Source organism: Blautia sp. CGZ-1-C1 (assembly GCF_056504575.1).
In genome coordinates, this window is the sequence record NZ_JBWLUT010000117.1 from 1 (window position 1) to 18,628 (window position 18,628).

The 18,628-nt window shown below is 40.2% G+C and carries 17 protein-coding genes and 2 pseudogenes; 17 read left to right on the forward strand and 2 right to left on the reverse strand.

Going from position 1 to position 18,628, the window contains the following annotated elements:
* Positions 1–82: 82 nt before the first annotated feature.
* The 4 genes and pseudogenes from AC058W_RS11120 (at position 83) to AC058W_RS11135 (ending at position 4,424) form a co-directional block, all read left to right on the forward strand.
* On the forward strand, positions 83–1,966 hold the full coding sequence (locus AC058W_RS11120) for a heavy metal translocating P-type ATPase (protein ID WP_117674518.1): 1,884 nt from the start codon (positions 83–85) through the stop codon (positions 1,964–1,966).
* 126 nt (positions 1,967–2,092) lie between these two features.
* A pseudogene (locus AC058W_RS11125) lies at positions 2,093–2,454 on the forward strand (ArsR/SmtB family transcription factor).
* Positions 2,455–2,570: 116 nt separating this feature from the next.
* A pseudogene (locus AC058W_RS11130) lies at positions 2,571–4,095 on the forward strand (Y-family DNA polymerase).
* Complete coding sequence (locus tag AC058W_RS11135; protein ID WP_118609417.1) at positions 4,092–4,424, forward strand: hypothetical protein; 333 nt, start codon at positions 4,092–4,094, stop codon at positions 4,422–4,424. The pseudogene AC058W_RS11130 and the gene AC058W_RS11135 overlap by 4 nt, the downstream one beginning before the upstream one ends.
* A 41-nt stretch (positions 4,425–4,465) precedes the next feature.
* On the opposite strand, the gene AC058W_RS11140 is transcribed toward AC058W_RS11135, so the two are convergent.
* A complete protein-coding gene (locus tag AC058W_RS11140) occupies positions 4,466–4,948 on the reverse strand; it encodes a Gx transporter family protein (protein WP_118609416.1) in 483 nt (160 codons plus the stop codon).
* A gap of 386 nt (positions 4,949–5,334) precedes the next feature.
* Here AC058W_RS11140 and AC058W_RS11145 point away from each other — a divergent pair, with 386 nt between their 5' ends.
* From AC058W_RS11145 to eno, 13 genes are all read left to right on the forward strand, one after another.
* Positions 5,335–7,311 carry an Ig-like domain-containing protein gene (locus tag AC058W_RS11145; RefSeq protein ID WP_118609415.1) on the forward strand — a complete coding sequence of 659 codons (1,977 nt, stop codon included), beginning with the start codon at positions 5,335–5,337 and terminating at the stop codon, positions 7,309–7,311.
* A 213-nt stretch (positions 7,312–7,524) separates the two neighbouring features.
* Positions 7,525–8,121 carry an FMN-binding protein gene (locus tag AC058W_RS11150; protein WP_117674512.1) on the forward strand — a complete coding sequence of 199 codons (597 nt, stop codon included), beginning with the start codon at positions 7,525–7,527 and terminating at the stop codon, positions 8,119–8,121.
* Positions 8,118–8,894, forward strand: a complete 777-nt coding sequence (locus AC058W_RS11155; protein ID WP_055199490.1) for a 4Fe-4S binding protein — start codon at positions 8,118–8,120, stop codon at positions 8,892–8,894. The genes AC058W_RS11150 and AC058W_RS11155 overlap by 4 nt, the downstream gene beginning before the upstream one ends.
* Positions 8,895–9,024: 130 nt before the next feature.
* Positions 9,025–10,059, forward strand: a complete 1,035-nt coding sequence (locus tag AC058W_RS11160; RefSeq protein WP_117674511.1) for an FAD:protein FMN transferase — start codon at positions 9,025–9,027, stop codon at positions 10,057–10,059.
* Positions 10,060–10,184: 125 nt separating this feature from the next.
* Entirely contained in the window at positions 10,185–12,074 is a 1,890-nt protein-coding gene (locus AC058W_RS11165) for a penicillin-binding Tp47 domain C-containing protein (RefSeq protein ID WP_117674510.1), read from the forward strand.
* Between the two features lie 279 nt (positions 12,075–12,353).
* Complete coding sequence (locus AC058W_RS11170) at positions 12,354–12,524, forward strand: hypothetical protein (protein WP_479390088.1); 171 nt, start codon at positions 12,354–12,356, stop codon at positions 12,522–12,524.
* A 267-nt stretch (positions 12,525–12,791) separates the two neighbouring features.
* Positions 12,792–13,865 carry an FMN-binding protein gene (locus tag AC058W_RS11175; RefSeq protein ID WP_479390089.1) on the forward strand — a complete coding sequence of 358 codons (1,074 nt, stop codon included), beginning with the start codon at positions 12,792–12,794 and terminating at the stop codon, positions 13,863–13,865.
* An 84-nt stretch (positions 13,866–13,949) separates the two neighbouring features.
* A complete protein-coding gene (locus AC058W_RS11180) occupies positions 13,950–14,210 on the forward strand; it encodes a heavy-metal-associated domain-containing protein (protein WP_118246884.1) in 261 nt (86 codons plus the stop codon).
* Positions 14,211–14,453: 243 nt separating this feature from the next.
* Positions 14,454–14,843, forward strand: a complete 390-nt coding sequence (locus AC058W_RS11185; protein WP_118246883.1) for a hypothetical protein — start codon at positions 14,454–14,456, stop codon at positions 14,841–14,843.
* A gap of 285 nt (positions 14,844–15,128) precedes the next feature.
* Positions 15,129–15,383, forward strand: a complete 255-nt coding sequence (locus AC058W_RS11190; RefSeq protein ID WP_479390090.1) for a hypothetical protein — start codon at positions 15,129–15,131, stop codon at positions 15,381–15,383.
* Positions 15,364–15,807 (forward strand): M56 family metallopeptidase, encoded by a 444-nt coding sequence (locus AC058W_RS11195; protein WP_479390091.1) that lies wholly within the window; start codon positions 15,364–15,366, stop codon positions 15,805–15,807. Before AC058W_RS11190 ends, AC058W_RS11195 begins: the two co-directional genes overlap by 20 nt.
* Positions 15,707–16,180, forward strand: a complete 474-nt coding sequence (locus tag AC058W_RS11200) for a hypothetical protein (protein WP_479390092.1) — start codon at positions 15,707–15,709, stop codon at positions 16,178–16,180. Before AC058W_RS11195 ends, AC058W_RS11200 begins: the two co-directional genes overlap by 101 nt.
* Before the next feature lie 480 nt (positions 16,181–16,660).
* The gene (gene eno, locus AC058W_RS11205; RefSeq protein ID WP_118246978.1) at positions 16,661–17,965 is read left to right on the forward strand and encodes a phosphopyruvate hydratase; all 1,305 of its coding nucleotides are present in this window, start codon (positions 16,661–16,663) and stop codon (positions 17,963–17,965) included.
* 180 nt (positions 17,966–18,145) lie between these two features.
* Here eno and AC058W_RS11210 read toward each other — a convergent pair.
* Positions 18,146–18,628, reverse strand: a 483-nt coding sequence (locus tag AC058W_RS11210) for a citrate/2-methylcitrate synthase (RefSeq protein ID WP_479390093.1), incomplete at its 5' end; no start/stop codon positions are given.

The following is an 18,628-nucleotide window of genomic DNA, read 5'->3' on the forward strand; positions in this document are numbered from 1 at the left end:
GCGGGATTAATACCGTAACTTTTACAGAACTGCTATAGATACAAATAATGGATACAACATAAAAACGGGGAGGACATAGAATATGAACAAGAAGCAAAAGAAAATGCTTGTCAGAATCATCATATCACTGATTCTAGTGGTCGTTTTTTCAGGACTTCCGATAGATGAACATCAGAAATTTGGAACTTACCTGAGATTTGGGCTTTTCATGATTCCATATCTGATCATTGGTCATGATATTCTGAAGAAAGCATTAAAAGGTATCAGAAATAAACAGGTATTTGATGAGAACTTTCTGATGGCTGTAGCTACCATAGGCGCTATTCTTCTGGGTGACTATACAGAGGGTACCGCGGTTATGCTTTTCTATCAGATTGGAGAGCTTTTCCAGGGCTATGCGGTAGGAAAGAGCCGCAGAAATATCAGTGAGCTGATGGATATCCGCCCTGATTATGCGAACGTAGAACAGGATGGTAAGTTAGAACAGGTTGATCCGGATGAAGTTGAGATTGGAACGATCATCGTTGTACAGCCAGGTGAGAAAGTACCGATTGATGGTGTGATCACAGAAGGCACTTCTACATTAAATACCAGCGCACTGACAGGCGAGAGCCTCCCGCGCAACGCAAAAGTGGGAGATGAAGTAATCAGTGGATGTATCAATATGACTGGTCTTTTAAAAATCCGCACAACAAAGGAATTTGGTGAATCTACTGTATCCAAGATTCTGGAACTCGTAGAGAATTCAAGCTCCAGAAAATCAAAATCCGAGAATTTTATTTCTAAATTTGCCAAGTACTATACACCGGCTGTATGTTACGGAGCACTTGCACTTGCGATTATTCCTCCAATTGTATTGCTGATTATGGGAAAACCTGCAATGTGGGGGGACTGGATCTACAGAGCACTTACTTTCCTTGTAATCAGCTGTCCATGTGCACTTGTTATCAGTATCCCGTTAAGCTTCTTCGCAGGAATCGGTGGTGCCAGCAATCAGGGTGTTCTGGTTAAAGGTTCCAATTATTTAGAGACACTGGCTCAGACAAAATATGTTGTATTTGATAAAACAGGAACCATGACACAGGGTGTGTTTGAAGTAAGCGGCATCCATCATAATGAGATGGCAGATGAAAAACTGATAGAATATGCAGCACTTGCAGAATGCTCTTCTTCCCATCCGATCAGTAAGAGTCTTCAGAAAGCTTATGGAAAACCAATTGATAGAAATCGTGTTACAGATATTGAAGAAATCAGTGGTAACGGTGTGATTGCAAAGGTTGACGGTGTTTCCATTGCTGCCGGAAATGCAAAATTAATGAAGAGACTTGGTATTTCCTATCAGGAATGCCACCATGTGGGAACGGTTGTACACATGGCTGTTGATGGAAAATATGCAGGACATATCCTGATTTCCGATATCGTAAAACCTCATGCAAAAGAAGCTATCGCAGAACTTAAGAAAGCCGGTATTACAAAAACAGTTATGCTTACAGGTGACTCCAAACGTGTTGCAGATCAGGTTGCCGCTGATCTTGGAATACAGGAAGTATACAGCGAACTTCTCCCGGCGGACAAGGTATCTAAAGTAGAAGAACTTCTCTCAAAGAAAACAGAGAAAGAGAAACTCGCATTTGTAGGTGACGGTATCAATGATGCTCCTGTATTATCCAGAGCGGATATCGGTATTGCCATGGGGGCGCTTGGATCTGATGCAGCAATTGAAGCTGCCGACATCGTTCTGATGGATGACGATCCGCTTAAGATTTCAAAGGCTATCAAAATTGCAAGAAAATGTATCCGTATCGTATACGAGAATATCTATTTTGCCATCGGAATCAAGGTTCTCTGCCTGATTCTTGGCGCATTAGGTATCGCAAATATGTGGATGGCGATCTTTGCAGATGTAGGTGTTATGATCATTGCTGTATTAAATGCAATCCGATCATTGTTTGTGAAAAAATTATAACTATTCAGCTGGCTAACCATAAAAATACTGAACAGTTACAAAAATTTATAAGCAACTATATGGTTACTGTCTGAAATGTGGGCGGTAACCATTTGTAATAATATAAAGGAAGGAACAGGTGAAAGAATGGAAGAACGTAAAGATGAAATTTGCGAAGGATGTGAGGTTCATGAAGACCTGTTAAAAATTGTAAACGAAACATTACCGGAAGAAACCAACTTTACGATCTGGCTGAATTATTCAAAGTTTTTGGAGATTCCACCAGAATCCGTATTCTGTTTGTATTATTTGAAGCTGAAGTATGTGTATGCGATCTTGCTAAAGTACTGAATATGACTCAGTCCGCAATTTCTCATCAGCTTCGTATTCTGAAGCAGAACAAACTGGTAAAAAACCGCAGAGAAGGCAAATCTATTTTTTATTCCCTGGCAGATGACCACGTACGAACAATTATTAATCAGGGACGCGATCATATAGAAGAAGATTAAAACAGATATTGGATATTTTTAGATATATAAATATTTTTATACTTGTGATAATATAGTTGTTAAAGAATAAGCAGATATTTTCAGAATATGTTTTAATCTATAATGAGGATAAATAAATGGAATCTCATATTTATGTCGCAATAGATCTGAAATCCTTTTATGCGTCAGTAGAATGCAAAGATATGGGGCTGGATCCTATGACCACGAATCTGGTCGTTGCAGATGCCAGCCGTACAGAAAGAACAATATGCCTTGCAGTTTCCCCGTCCCTGAAAGCTTATGGGATTCCGGGAAGAGCAAGGCTTTTTGAAGTTATACAGAAAGTCCGAAAAGTAAATCAGGAACGTCTGAGATCAGCACCCGGGCACAGATTTACCAGGTGAATCATGCGACGATACTGAGTTAAAAAGTAATCCATCTCTGAAAGCAGCATATCATATAGCGCCGCCAAGAATGGCCAGATATATCGAAATCAGTACAAAAATATATCAGACATATCTGAAATATTTTGCACCGGAAGATATGCACGTATATTCTATTGATGAGATTTTTATAGACATCACACATTATATGAAAATATATCAGATGTCTGCACGCAAGCTTACCCAGAAGATCATTCAGGATATCCAGAATACTCATGGACTTACTGCTGCCGCGGGAATCGGTACGAATTTATATCTCTGTAAAATAGCCATGGATATTGTGGCAAAACACGTAGAACCCGATGAGAACGGAGTCCGTATTGCACAGCTGGATGAAATGGAGTATCGCCAATTATTATGGGATCACGAGCCTATTACTGATTTCTGGAGAGTTGGACGTGGATACGCCAGAAAACTCGCAGAAAACGGAATGAAGACAATGGGTGATGTGGCCAGATGTTCCATTGGGCAGCCAAATGATTATCATAATGAAGAATTACTCTATAAGCTTTTTGGCATTAATGCAGAATTATTAATTGACCATGCCTGGGGCTGGGAACCCTGCACTATTGCAGAAATCAAATCCTATAAGCCGGAAAACAACAGTATCTGTTCCGGGCAGGTACTTCAATGTCCTTATAAATTCGAGAAAGCAAGAATTGTCATCCGGGAAATGGCTGAGATGATGGCACTTGATCTGGTAGATAAAGGACTGGTGACAGATCAGTTAATTCTGACCGTAGGATATGATATAGAAAATCTTTCCAACCCGGCAATCAGCAGGAACTACAAAGGTGAGATTACGATTGACCGCTACGGAAGAAGTATTCCAAAACATGCTCACGGAACTCAGAATCTATCTGGTTTTACCGCCTCAACTTACGAAATCATTGACAGTACATTGAATCTTTATGACTGCATTATGAATCCGGAGTTGTTAATCCGCCGTATCACACTGACTGCCAATCATGTAAAAAAAGAGCAGGATGTTGTTCCTAAAGAAACATACGAGCAGCTAAATTTGTTTACTGATTATGCGGCTATTGAAAAAGAAAAGCAGGAAAAAGAAGCAAAGCTTCAGAAAGAAAAGAAACTTCAGCATGCAATGCTGGAAATTAAGAAAAAGTATGGAAAAAATGCCATATTAAAGGGTACAAATTTTGAAGAGGGTGCAACATCTGTCGACAGAAATCAAAGGATCGGAGGTCACAAAGCTTGAGTAAACCAATAAATGATTCCCAGAAGCAATACAATGATTTTAAAAATAAATATGTCCCTGACAGCCATATAACAAATCATTCCTCTCGTAAATATGATGACATTATCAATCTTCCTCATTCTGAATCATCCTCTCATGTGAGAATGCCCCTGCATGACCGGGCTGCCCAGTTTGCACCCTTTGCAGCACTCACCGGGCATGGCAAAGCGATTCAGAATACGGCAGAAGCAATGGAAGATGAGATGAAGCTTGGCAAGGATGTAACTCTTCTCGAAGACCCCGCTGATCCTGCTTTATGGGCCTGTTCAAAACCCAAGACTGGCAGATAACAAATCAGGAGAAACTTGTTTGATTTGGTTAAAATATACAACTATATATGAACTCTTTTTACAATTTCATTTGTAAGTCCACCAATCACTACACCTGCAGCCACACCTGCCACTAACAGTGCCGGTGTATATACGAATACACTTGCATTATTTACGATCAGCATGGCAATGATCAGCTGACCGATATTATGAGAAACACCTCCTGCAACGCTGACACCGATCAGACTGAAGGAGGTGTTTTTCAGCATAAGTGTCATAACTGTCATACTAAGCGCAGCGCCTGCCAGACTGTACATGATACTGAACAGATTTCCGAACATAAATCCGATCACCAGAATGCGGACAACAGAAACCAGAGCAGCCTCCCTAAATGAATATTTCTTCAAAATAAAAAGTACTCCCAGATTGGCAAGTCCAAGTTTAATCCCCGGAATCCCCGCAAAAACCGGAATCAGTGATTCCACATATCCCAGAATGATCGCCACAGCTGAAAAAAGCCCAAGGCAGGCTGTTTTTTGCTTCATAAATCTATTTTCTCCTCTCAAAAAAATCCAAAATGGAATTCTCAGAATTCTTCAGACATTTTAACATAGAAAAAATATTCCCGCAACCAAAAGTTAGATATAACTAATACTGATTTTTACTGAAAGCATTTATTGAGAAAAAATGACGAATATCCCCGGTGAAAAAGTGTGGATTTTTTCAGACAGACATGTTACTATTTTATAAGTTAGTGGTAGCTAATTTGTATAATTACTGCTGACAGCATACCTATAGCAATACTATATGAATATCTTTGGCAGAAGTCACTCCCTTTTGGTAAAAGTAAAATCCCTTTGGTTAATAAGTTGATTAACCCTCTGGTAAGAGTGATTCCGCAAAAAGAAAAATTTTAGAAGAGGAGAAAACCATGACAAACAAAAAGCTTATGAAAAAAATAGCACCTGTTGTAATGAGTGTCGCAGTTGCTATGACCAGCATGCCATATGCAGTTCTGGCATCTGATTTTACAGACAGTGAGGTACTTACAGACAGTACAGATTTCTCTGTTTCCGAAGAGTTTGACGCCGAGGATGCGCAGGAAGAATTTACCACCGAAGATGTCCAGGATGCTTTTGCTGCAGAAGCACAGCAGGGCGAAGCCTATGTTCTTATGAACATCCCATATGATGATTTCTATAAGGCAGAACTGAAAAACAATGATGTAAAAGTGGATGCCTTTACATCTGCAACCCTTAATAAATCAAGAACTTCCGGAATGATGAACGGAAATTCCGCTTATCATGTAGACCCCAACGGAACCGATGTAACAGGTGTTACATTCCCTGTAAAAGTCAGTGATCTTTCCCTCCTGAAAGACCAGAAACAGGTAACAGATTCTGACTCTGTTACAATTACTGTGACAAACAGAGGACAGACAAGCAGCAATACCTATACAGGAAAAGATTCCCTGATTGAAAATGCCTCTTATTCTTATTACATTTTAAGCGAAACACCGTCTTATTACAAAGAACTTACTGTAAATGCAGATGGCAGCTATTCATTCTCAGCAATGAAAGGCGCTCAGACAAAGACAGTTGCAATTGATGCTACATTAAAAACAGAAACAAAATACGGTGATTATGAACTGGATCTGGACAAGGAAACTTTTTCATCACTGTTCGATACAACCACAGATAAGATTTATGGCGTAACTGTAAATACTACAGACGGAACTAACTATGGCCTGCGTCATCTGGAGAATATCTGGCACGGAAGCAAGCTTGCCTGGGGAACCGGATATACAACAGAAGTTCACGGATGCCCTGTTTCTTCTGCACATTATAAATCAATCATGGGAAAAACCATTGACAGCGTTACTTATTACACAGATAAGGGAATGATCACCTTTGATGTTCCGAATGTAAAGGTACAGACAACTACAGGAATCAAGGCAACAGTAGCAGATATTATGAATACAGACACATCTGCAGCAGTTACCTTTGACCAGACACTGCCTGCTGATTTCAAGGCACAGTATGCCGTAGACGGAACTGCGGTTTCCTGTACAGACGGAAAACTTGCTGTTGGAACTCTTGCACTGGGAACACACAAGGTTGAAATTGCAGATGCCAGCGGAAACTACGCAGCTATTGTCACTGAATTTACAGTAAATACAGACAAAATGCCGGCTTCCTATGACAGTAACGAGACAAAGCTGGTTGCAGCAGAAGACATTACTGCAGAAGAATTCTCTGCATACATTAAGAGCATCAGCAAAGTAAAAGTTGATGATACAGAATATGCCGCAACAGGAAAAGGAAGCAAAATCATTGTAAAAGAAGATGGAACTTTAGACTTCACAGATCTTCAGGTAACAGACACAACTGTATTTGAAATAACTGCTGTGGGATATAAGAATAATCTTACTTTTACTTACAAAGAAGTAGAAAATACATTTGAATTAAATACTTCTTCCAAGACTCTATATACAAAAGGCAGCACAAAAACCACTCTCAAAGTTACAACAAACCTTACCGATAAAATTACATGGGAATCTAGCAACACAAAAGTGGCTGCAGTAAACAGCAACGGTGTTGTAACTGCTAAAGCAAAAGGAACAGCAGTGATCACAGCATCCTGCGGAGAATACAAAGTAACCTGCAAGATAACAGTTAAGAATCCATCACTGAAACTTACAAAAACTTCAGCGACTGTAAAAGCAGGAAAAACAACAAAAATTTCCGCAAAAGCAACCCCATCCGGAAAGATTACTTACAAATCCAGCAACACCAAGATTGCAACAGTAAGCTCCAAAGGCATTGTAAAAGGAAAGAAAAAAGGTACAGCCAAAATCACAGTAACCTGCAACGGAGTTAAAAAGGTATTTACAGTAAAAGTAAAATAAATGATAACAGATCAATGACTCACACAATAAATGACCTCGGATTTTACTCCGGGGTCATCTTAATGAGAAAAAAACAACATTAGCAAAAGCCATTATATATAGATTTTTGGATACGAAAATGATATACTTCCAAAGTTAGTTGTGATTAAGTTTTGCTTCGCTCAAAAACAAATATCATATCCGGCAAAAATAAAATGAAAGAGAGGAAACAACGTGAATAATCAAAATTTTTATCTGCGTCTGATTGCTCTTTTGCTGATCATCATGGCGGTATTTTTCTATAATGGAACAGTAAAGGATAAAGAACAGACTCAGGATATTGCAGACCTGACTGCAAAAGTAGAGAGTCTGGAGAATCAGCAGGACCAGATTCTTACAGCATTACAGGAAACTTATGAAGAACAGAAAACAGCAGCAGAAAGTAAAACTTCTTCTGATGCCTCTTCAGAAGCTGATAATAAATCCGAAAAGGATTCTACAGATAATAAGGAAAATACAGACCAGGCAGATTCTGAAGAAGCCGATGACTCTGACAATGTATATAAGAATGGCACCTTCGAAGGTTCAGGAACAGGATACGGTGGAACGATCACTGTTCAGGTAACTCTGGAAGACGATACCATTACAGCAGTCAGTGTAGTCAGTGCACCGGGTGAAGACAGTGCTTATCTGTCACAGGGTGAGAATGTCATAAACAGCATCATCAGCGAGCAGAGCACAGATGTTGACACCATTTCCGGAGCAACTTTCAGTTCTACCGGTATCTTAGAAGCAGTAAATGACGCATTATCAAAGGCGGAAAACGCATGAAAAAGAAACAACGAAAGGTACGGCTGATCCGTGCCGCCATACAGCTTATATTTTTTATAGCAGCGCCATCTCTTTTTTCTACTGCATTTGCAGGAGTAAAATCTATCTTTCTTGCAATCGGAGGACAGCAGAGCGTAACCTGGAACTCCTTTCTGGATATCACGGCATTGCTGTTGATCATTACCATTCTGTTCGGACGTCATTTTTGCGGTTATGCCTGTGCGTTTGGCTCGCTGGGAGATGCTCTGTATGAGCTTACCGCATTTATTCGTGCGAAATGCTTTGGAAAAAAGAAAAAACATGGATATCCGGAGGAATGGGTGCACAGATTACAGAAAGTAAAATATGTGCTTCTTACATTCCTGCTTCTCTCCTGCATAACAGGATTCTATTCTAAATTACAGGGAATGAGTCCATGGGATGTATTCTCCATGCTTACAACAGGCAGACTGCCAAAATCTACATATATTGCAGGAACAGTTCTGCTGATCCTGATCATGGTCGGAATGTGTACACAGGAGCGTTTCTTCTGCCAGTTTCTTTGTCCCATGGGAGCGGTATTTGCAATCATGCCGATCATCCCGGGAGCACTTTTCAAACGTAATCGTCCAAACTGTGCGCAGAAGTGCACTCTCTGTAAGAAGAGATGTCCGGCACATCTGGATATTGACGGCGATACTGCACATTCAGGGGAATGCATCTGCTGTCACGCCTGCACTGCAGTCTGCCCAAGAAAAAATATTCACACAGGCACTGTTATTGATAAAAATTAGCAATTACTAACTTATTGAGAAAATTTGATTAGTAATAACTAACTATATTGGTAGACATACTATCCGTACAATGATATAGTCTATAGAGTTAGTTAACAACAACAATAAGAGGATAAGGAATCAGAAATATATGACAAACAGACGCTCTTTTGTGCTGGGACTTTTCATTACGGCATCTCTTTTATGCACATCCCGGACTGCATGGGGAAACTCTGAAATAAACACTTACACCAAAACAGACTTTGCTATGGACACTGTAGTATCAGAGACTCTTTACACAACTGGTGAGGATATCACAGCAGACGTAATCTCTGCATTAAAAGATGTGGAAGAGAACTGGATCTCTTGGACAAAAGAAAGTTCTCAGATATATCAGATCAATCAAAATGCCGGAAATACAACAACGGTATCTGATGAAACTGCCACCTGTTTAAAACAGGTACTGGATTTGTCGAAGGATTCTGACGGAGCCATGGATCCTACTATGGGAAGAGTGATCCGCCTGTGGGATATTGACGGAGAGGATCCGCACATTCCTTCGGATGATAAATTAAATTCCCTGCTTGAAAATGTAGGATATGACAAGGTGACTCTGGATGGAAATAAAGTTACCATGCCGGAAGGAGTAACCTTGGATCTGGGTGCGGCAGGTAAGGGAATCGGCTGCGATGCAGCAAAGAAGATTCTTGATGCAGATAAGAATGTATCAGGCATGATTCTGAATCTTGGCGGTAGCAGTGTTATGAGCTATGGAAGCAAACCCGACGGCTCAGCCTGGCAGGTAGCTGTCACTGATCCGCGGGATACAGAAGGTGATTACCTTGGAGTAGTTACTCTGAATGGTACTGAATTTTTATCTACTTCCGGAGATTACGAAAAATATTTTATAGAAGATGGTGTCCGATATCATCATATACTGGATCCTGCTACAGGATATCCTGCAAGAAGTGGTCTTACATCTGTGACGGTTGTGTGTGATGATGGTCTGAATGCGGACGGACTTTCCACTGCCTGCTTTGTACTGGGAAAAGAGAAAGCAGAGGAACTTTTAAAGAAATACAATGCAGACGGACTGTTCGTAGATGATTCTGATCATGTCTGGATGACGGAAGGCATGAAAGAAAGATTTCAATTACTGAAAGATACTTATTCCATCAGTGAATAGGCTTATCTTATATAAAGATCTCTGAACTGTCAAAACTTTCAGTTTTCCGGACAGTTTGGAAATATATTTATCGTTACTGTGAACAGTAACTATTTATCAAATCATATTCAGGAGGATTTAAAGGTATGCGCAAGGGAAATTTAATCAAAATGGCAGCTCCTGCAATTTTAAGTGCAGCAATGATGGTTTCAGGATTACCGGTTATGGCTGCGGATTTTACATCTGATGTTGCTGTGGAGACTGAAGCACAGGCAAATGAGTTTGATGCAGCAGATGACACTGCTGATGCTTTTGCAGGCGATGAGGAAACACCTTTTGTTGACGACCAGACAGCAGCAGAAGATGAATTCGCTGCAACAGCAGAAACAGGCTATAAATATGTCTATGCAGGTCTGACATGGGCACAGTACTGGGCGTCTGAGGGAGTTTACAATGCTGCAAATACAGCTTCCAATGCAACAAAAGACAGCCATGATGAACTTGACAAAGGCGGTTTCGATACAGTAACCAGAGCTACTGTAAACCATGGCCTGCACAGAGGAAGCTACCAGTGTGAGGCAATCATGTATGACAAAAACGGCGGTTCTTATGAGATTTCCTACTGGACCTCAGCAAACGATGCGGTACTCACTGACGGAACCACAGTAAAGCTGAACCAGCCGGAGAGAGGGCAGATCACAAAAGCTGACGGAAGTGTTGTAGAATTCGACCATTACAACGTAGTAGGTCTGAAATATGTGCCTGTCGCAGTAAAAGCAGAAGACTATGAAGCTTTCAAATCACAGTTCAAGGTTGTGGAAGATGGAAGTACAGTTGCCGGAGGATTTGGAGAAAACAATTTGCAGTCTTATAGTGCAGTTGCTGATGTTACCGCTGAAACAAACGGCTTAAAAGAAGCTGTAAAAGGTTCTGATGGAACATTCACATTCAAAGCAAGAACAAATGGTACTGGTTCCGGACTTAAAGATCAGGCACTCCAGACAGCATCCAATGTTACCGCGACAGTAAAAGAAGCAAGCGGAAGCTACGGTGAATTCTTAAGAGTAGATATTACCGGTGACGGATATGGAGCTCTTGGAGCTAAAATGTATGCTGTAAGATGGGATTACTACGGAAATGGTGACAAAGTTCTGGCATCTTACGGAACAAAATTCGCAGCAGATAACTGGATGCATAAAGCTATGGGAATCCAGCTTGGTCTGACAGATTCCTACCGTTGCCAGCTTCCAAAAGGAACAGACGGAACCGGAAAATGGAAAGTTACTGTATATGCAATGGGATATGCAGATACTGTATTTGAAGTTAATGCAACAGATGCAAACATTGTAAAACCGGAAGCAGGAGAAGCGGATACAACAGCATTAAAAGCAGCAGTAGAAAAAGCAGAAGCATTAAAAGAGACAGATTACACAGCAGATTCCTGGAAGGCAATGCAGTTAGAGCTTCAGGAAGCAAAAGATCTTCTTGCAAAAGAAAAACCAACTCAGGCAGAGGTTGATGAAGCTACAACTCATCTGAACACAGCCGTAGAGGCTCTTGTTAAAGCTGATACGAAGGTAACAGTCACTCTCAACAAGAAAACAGCTACTGTTTACAAAGGAAAAACAACTACACTGAAAGCAACTGTAACAGGAGCAGATGCATCAAAAGTTACATTTACTTCCAGCAACCCAAAAGTTGCAACAGTAAACAAAACAACCGGTAAAGTTACAGCAAAAGCAGCCGGAAAAGCTGTGATCACAGCTAAATGCGGCAACGTAAAAGCAACCTGCACAGTAACAGTTAAGAATCCAACTCTGAAGCTTACAAAAACATCAGCATCTGTAAAAGTTGGAAAGACAACTAAGATTGCAGCAAAAGCAACTCCATCCGGAAAGATCACATACAAATCCAGCAATAAGAAAATTGCTACCGTATCTTCCAATGGTACAGTAAAAGGTATCAAGAAAGGTACTGCTAAGATTACAGTAACATGCAATGGTGTATCCAAGACATTTAAAGTAACTGTAAAATAATCGGATTAATTCAGTGTGAGAATTAACTGATTCACAGACATAGAAAAGAAATCCTGTATTCCGGTCAAAAGGACAGGGTTTCTTTTCCTTGTAAAACATAAAATGACAGATATTCAGTGTGAAGTCGCGTAGTGAAAGTGGATAGTTTTGTCTGTTTAATTATATAACGTTTCTGGAAAATACAGAGGGGATAAGTCTTGAAATTTAACATAATGCTGTTAGTAGGAAATTTGCTATCTATATTTTCCAGAAATGTTATAAAAGAAGAGGAGAGGATTTATGGACAAGAATAATGAGCAGAAAAAAAATACGAATCCTGAAACAAATCAGAAACAGGATAATTTAAAGCCCTGGTTAAAGCTTCTTCCGGCGGCTGCAGTTTTTGCAGCAGTCTGTGTGACCTGTTATCAGACTGAAAAAAGCCCCGTAGAAACCGCTGTAAGTTTCTAATAATAGTATTATGTCTACTGATGATATCAAAGAACTGATTGCAACAGGAAATACCCACGACGAAGTTTTACAGGAATCTTCTGCAAAAAGCAGCAAAGCATCAGCAAAAAAACATCAAAGAAAGCCAAAAAAGCCAGTAAGATAAAAACCGGCACAAAGAAAAATGCTTCTACCGGAGCCGCTGCAAATGGCAGCGCTGCCGGCGGAGGTGGTGCAGGAAGTACTGTCACACCAACTACACAAGTTCCGGCTGACGCGGATATGTGGATGGAACTTATACAGCCGCTGCCGGAACCGGATTCGGTGGGAACGATCACTGTGCAGGTAACTGTCAGTAATCATAAAATTGCATCAATCAATATTTTGGATGCCTCCAGCGAAACAGCTTCCTATTTTGCCAATGCACAGGGTGTAGTCAGCAGAATTATTTCCAGCCAGTCACCAAACGTAGATGCGGTGAGTGGAGCTACCTATTCCTCAAATGGAATTATCACAGCAGTCCAGAACGCATTGTCTCAGGCGATTCCATCAGGAAACCAGACAACAGCCACACCAACACCAACGCCGTCACCAAAACCTACAAAGAAACCAGTTCCAACACCAAATCCGGATAAAGAATCTCCATACAAAGATGGTACTTATACGGGAACTGCACAGGGTTACAGCGGAACGGTAACCCTGACTGCTAAGATAAAAAAAGGAATTATCAAATCTCTCGATGTAAAGCATACCGATACACCACAGTTTTTCCAGAAGGCATGGGAGGTTCTTGAAAATTCAATCATTCAGAATCAGTCCGCTGATGGAATCGACACTGTCAGTGGTGCGACCTATTCATCCAAAGGAATCTTAAATGCGATGAAAGATATCCAGAAACAGGCTGCCAAAACGAACGCAAAAGTAACTCCGACACCAGTTCCAACAGAAACTCCGAACGTTACTCCGACACCGGAAGCAACACCGACGCCAGAGGTAACACCAACTCCTGAAAACACACCCGCTCCGACAGAAACGCCTGAACCGACACCAACCCCAGACGAAACACCGGAGCCGACACCTGAACCGCAAGGACCGTATAAAGACGGAACATACTCCGCTTCAAGTTATGGCTATAGTGGAAGAGTAGAAGTAACGGTAACTATCCAGAACGGCCAGATTTCCTCTATTGAACAGAGCAACAGTGATTCTCCGGAATATTTCGACTATGCATGGGGAACACTTTATCCTCAGATCATGGGAAATCAGTCCGCTGATGGAATTGATACGGCAAGTGGTGCAACATTCTCATCTGAAGGAATCCTTGGAGCTGTTCAAAAAGCTCTTGCGCAGGCTCTTGCATAGAGATTGTAAAAATGGAATTTATGTGATATAATCACTGTTAGTGAATACCAACTTTTCTGAATCATTAAAATGGAGGATTCTATTATGATTAAAACAACTGTAAAAGTAGATGGAATGATGTGCGGAATGTGCGAATCTCATGTCAATGACGCAGTAAGAAAAGCTTTCCAGGTAGATAAAGTTTCATCTTCCCACAGCAAAGGCGAAACCACTCTTATCACCGATGCACCTGTAGATGAAGCCAGATTAAAAGCGGCGATTAATGCCACAGGATATGAAGTAAAGGGAATTACCTCAGAGCCTTACGAAAAGAAAAAAGGACTGTTTTCATTCCTTCATAAATAAATCGGTAATTGCCAGATTCATCAGACAGTAACTCCTATACAAAACCGGACATGAATTTTGATAGTATCAAGATTCTTTGTCCGGTTTTTTGTAACTTTTTTATAGCTTTTTGTCGATAAATCTCGAAGAATGGCGTCAAAAAGTCTGATAATTTCATAAAAATCGGTTGTGACTTTTGTGCAGTTATGATACACTAAATGCAGTTAAGAAATTGATAGAAGATTACAATCTGGAGACGAAATAATGAAAAGAAAAATAGAAATTGTCTGCTGGATTCTATTTACCATATGTTCTGGTGTTTGCTTTTTTGTCAACTTCATGAGCAAACCTCCTGTAGACGATACCCATACTTTTACTTTATATATGATTGGTGCCACAGTAGTATCTTTACTGTATCCGGTGTCCATGTTCATCCTTGGACTAAGAAATCGATATTTATATGATAAATTAAATGAAATCGCTGAAGAAAAAGAGGAAACCTTAAAGGTAAGGACATCCAGATCATCTGTTTCCACACCTGTATCCGGATACCCGGTACCTGACATAAATATCCTCGTCAGCGCTCTCACTTCTGAGCAGGAACTTACAGAAGAAGAGAAAAATTACTTGCTTGAATACATTAAGAAGAAATGACGTGATATCTAATGAAACTACTGACCTGTATGTCCATCGCAGGATCAATCCCCGTTGTAATCTGTTTATTTATGTACCTGATTCAACGCGCTGATTACAATTACACTTTAGGCAGAAGATTACTGATAACGGGTATCCTCTTTTATCTGATGCCTGTGCAATTGATAAAATATCTGATTCCAAAAAGATGTATTTCCAACATCTATGCTGATCACAGATGAATCTCAGCTATATTTATCAGGTTCTTTGTCCTTCACTCCAGAAAGACAGGGTGAATATATATGGATGCCGCAATGGTTTGATATCATATCTAAAATATGGCTGGTAGCAATCATTATTTTCGCCATTTATCAAATCATCAGCTTCTGGAGAGGAGCTCATTCTATTCAGAATTATATATTTGATAAAGTGGAAGATTCAGGCAATAACCAAGTATATTATCTGATTCCTGATGGAATCTGCGGACCATGTACAATCGGATTTTTCCGTCAGAAAATTGTATTTCCAGAGAGTTCTCCCTATGTTACATTCAGAATATGACATGGTATATAAGCATGAACATTCTCATCTGAAAAATCACGACAATCTGGTAAAAGTATTATGCCTTCTGGTTTTGTGCCTGCACTGGATGAATCCGGTGGCATACCTTTTACTTTTCCTTTACATAGATACAGCAGAAATAGTCAGTGACAGCGCCGCCGTAGAGGGCTGCTTAAAGGAACGCCGCAAAGACTATGCCACACTGCTGGTAAACGAAGCCTCAACTCCGGACAAAAATCCGGTTATGTGGAAAAATAATCTTTTCAGCAATAAAAAGAAAAGCGGAAAGAACATGAAAATCTTAAAAAAGGAGGATCAACTACATGATGAAGGAAAAGAAAAAAGGATTGTTACAGAGAGGGATTATGGTGGCTGTGTCTGCACTGACAATTGTTGCTGGAGCTGGAACGGTGTTGGCATATGAGCCGATGCAGTCTTCTGACATAAGTGTTAGCGATAGTATTAGCAATTATGATTTGGATTTTACAGATTTTAAATTTGAAGCTGATAATAGTAATGCAGATAATATCGATACATCTAGTATAGACTTTTCACAATGTAATGATATATTCATTGGTAATGATGGTGTACAAATCTCTATTACAGAAGATACATTTGTTTCAAGAGCAATATGCACTCATAGTATGGTTAATGGATATTTAAATAATCATAGTAGTAATGGATCTGGTGGATGTACTGTATATGTATATAAATGTCAAAGATGTGAAAAATGTGGATATTTAGCTAATGCCAAACTTTATTCGACTAATACTTATGTAAAATGCCCACATAAATAATGTAATTACAAAATGGTTTCAATTATTCTAAAAAAATAGTTGAAGCCATTTTTGTATTATAATTATAACACTTAAATTTTAGGTTGTATTTTAAAATTTTTACTCTTAGTATTTATAGAAATACTTTCTCAATTTTTTCCTGATTTGGTGCTTGTATTTTTATGTTAGTTAGTTTATACTAATTACAAGAGTTAACCAAATAAAACTCTCGCGTGAATCAATTATTTAAAACTCCATCCGATGCACTGCTGAAATCTTCGGATTATTGACTCATATCTGCAATTTCATTAAAATTATGGCTATGCTGAAGCCATTTACCAGATATGAGTCATTTACATACAGCCCATATAGCCAATGGTCTGTTGTACTTTGGTACATCCTTTATAAAGCAGCTATATTCTTGTATCTCGCGCATTGCATGAACACAGCTTTTTAGAAGTGATGTACCAGGAGTTTAATGTAATATCAGAAAGGGGATTTATCATGTACTTAGAAATTGAGAAAGTAGTAGGAAGAGAAATTCTGGATTCCAGAGGAAATCCGACAGTCGAGGCAGAAGTATATCTGATGGACGGCACTGTTGCAAGAGGAACAGCTCCAAGCGGTGCTTCCACAGGTGAATTTGAAGCTCTGGAATTAAGAGATGGAGATAAAGCTCGTTACCTTGGAAAAGGTGTACAGAAAGCAGTAGAAAACATCAACACAACAATCAATGAAGCAATCGAAGGTCTCGATGCCAGCGATATCTACGCTGTAGACGCAGCTATGATTGCAGCGGATGGAACAAAAGATAAATCCAAACTGGGAGCAAATGCAATCCTTGCAGTATCTATCGCCTGCTGCAGGGCAGCCGCAGCTTCCCTTGAAATTCCGCTGTACCGATTCCTTGGCGGTGTATCCGGAAACCGTCTTCCGGTTCCGATGATGAATATCGTAAACGGTGGATGCCATGCATTATCCTCTGGTCTGGATGTACAGGAATTTATGATCATGCCAGTTGGAGCACCATCCTTCAAAGAATGCTTAAGATGGTGTGCAGAAGTATTCCACGCACTTGCTTCTATCCTGAAAGAACGCGGACTTGCTACTTCTGTAGGTGATGAAGGTGGTTTCGCCCCGGCACTGAAATCTGATGAAGAAGCAATCGAGACAATCCTTGAAGCAGTTAAAAAAGCAGGTTATGAGCCAGGCAAAGATTTCAAGATTGCGATGGATGCAGCTTCCTCCGAATGGAAGAGTGAGAAAGGCAAAGGCTACTACAAACTTCCGAAGGCTGGAACAGAATACACAGCCGAAGAGCTTATTGAGCACTGGGCTAAATTATGTGAAAAATATCCGATCATTTCTATCGAAGACGGTCTGGATGAGGAAGACTGGGAAGGATGGCAGAAACTTACTGCAAGACTCGGGGATAAAGTACAGCTTGTCGGTGATGATCTGTTCGTTACAAATACAGAGAGACTTGCAAAAGGTATTGAGCTTGGCGCAGGTAATGCAATCCTGATCAAATTAAACCAGATCGGTTCCGTATCTGAGACACTGGAAGCAATCAAAATGGCTCATAAAGCAGGTTATACTGCAATTTCCTCTCATCGTTCCGGTGAGACAGCAGATACAACAATCGCAGACCTTGCAGTAGCACTGAATACCTGCCAGATCAAGACAGGCGCTCCAAGCAGATCTGAACGTGTTGCAAAATACAATCAGCTTCTCCGTATCGAAGAAGAACTCGGCGCAAGCGCAGTATATCCTGGAATGAAAGCATTTAATGTAAAGCAGGACTAAATAATTTACTTCCATAATAATAAGTCAAAATAAGCAAAATGCATTTCTGAGAGAATCACTTCCCCGGAAATGCATTTTGTTCATTTTGCTCTAAGAATACTTATTCTTTAAACAAAATCCCGCAAGCGATAAAAACAGGCTGCTGATTCAACCGCAGCCTGTAATATTTCTTATATAAAATTATCTTTCATCAAAAGCAACAAAATCTGTATGATGTCCCACATACTTATAAGCCGGACGAATGATCTTATTCGCATTAATCAGCTCTTCCAGACGGTGAGCACTCCAGCCAGGCATACGTGCGATGGCGAAAATCGGAGTAAACAACTCTTCCGGAATGCCAAGCATGCTATATACAAATCCACTGTAGAAGTCTACGTTAGCGCAGACATTTTTGAACAGTTTTCTATGCTCCATAATCAGTTTTCCGGCAATTCCTTCAACTTTGTCGTAGAGATCAAATTCCTCCGTCATTCCTTTCTCCTCAGCCAGTGCCTGAGCAAAACGTTTCAGAATCACTTCACGAGGATCAGAAAGCGTATAGACCGCATGTCCCATACCATAGATCAGTCCTGCATGGTCAAATGCCTCTTTATTCAGAACTTTCTGAAGATAATCAACAATCTCATCTTCATTATCCCAGTGCTCTACATGTGCCTTCAG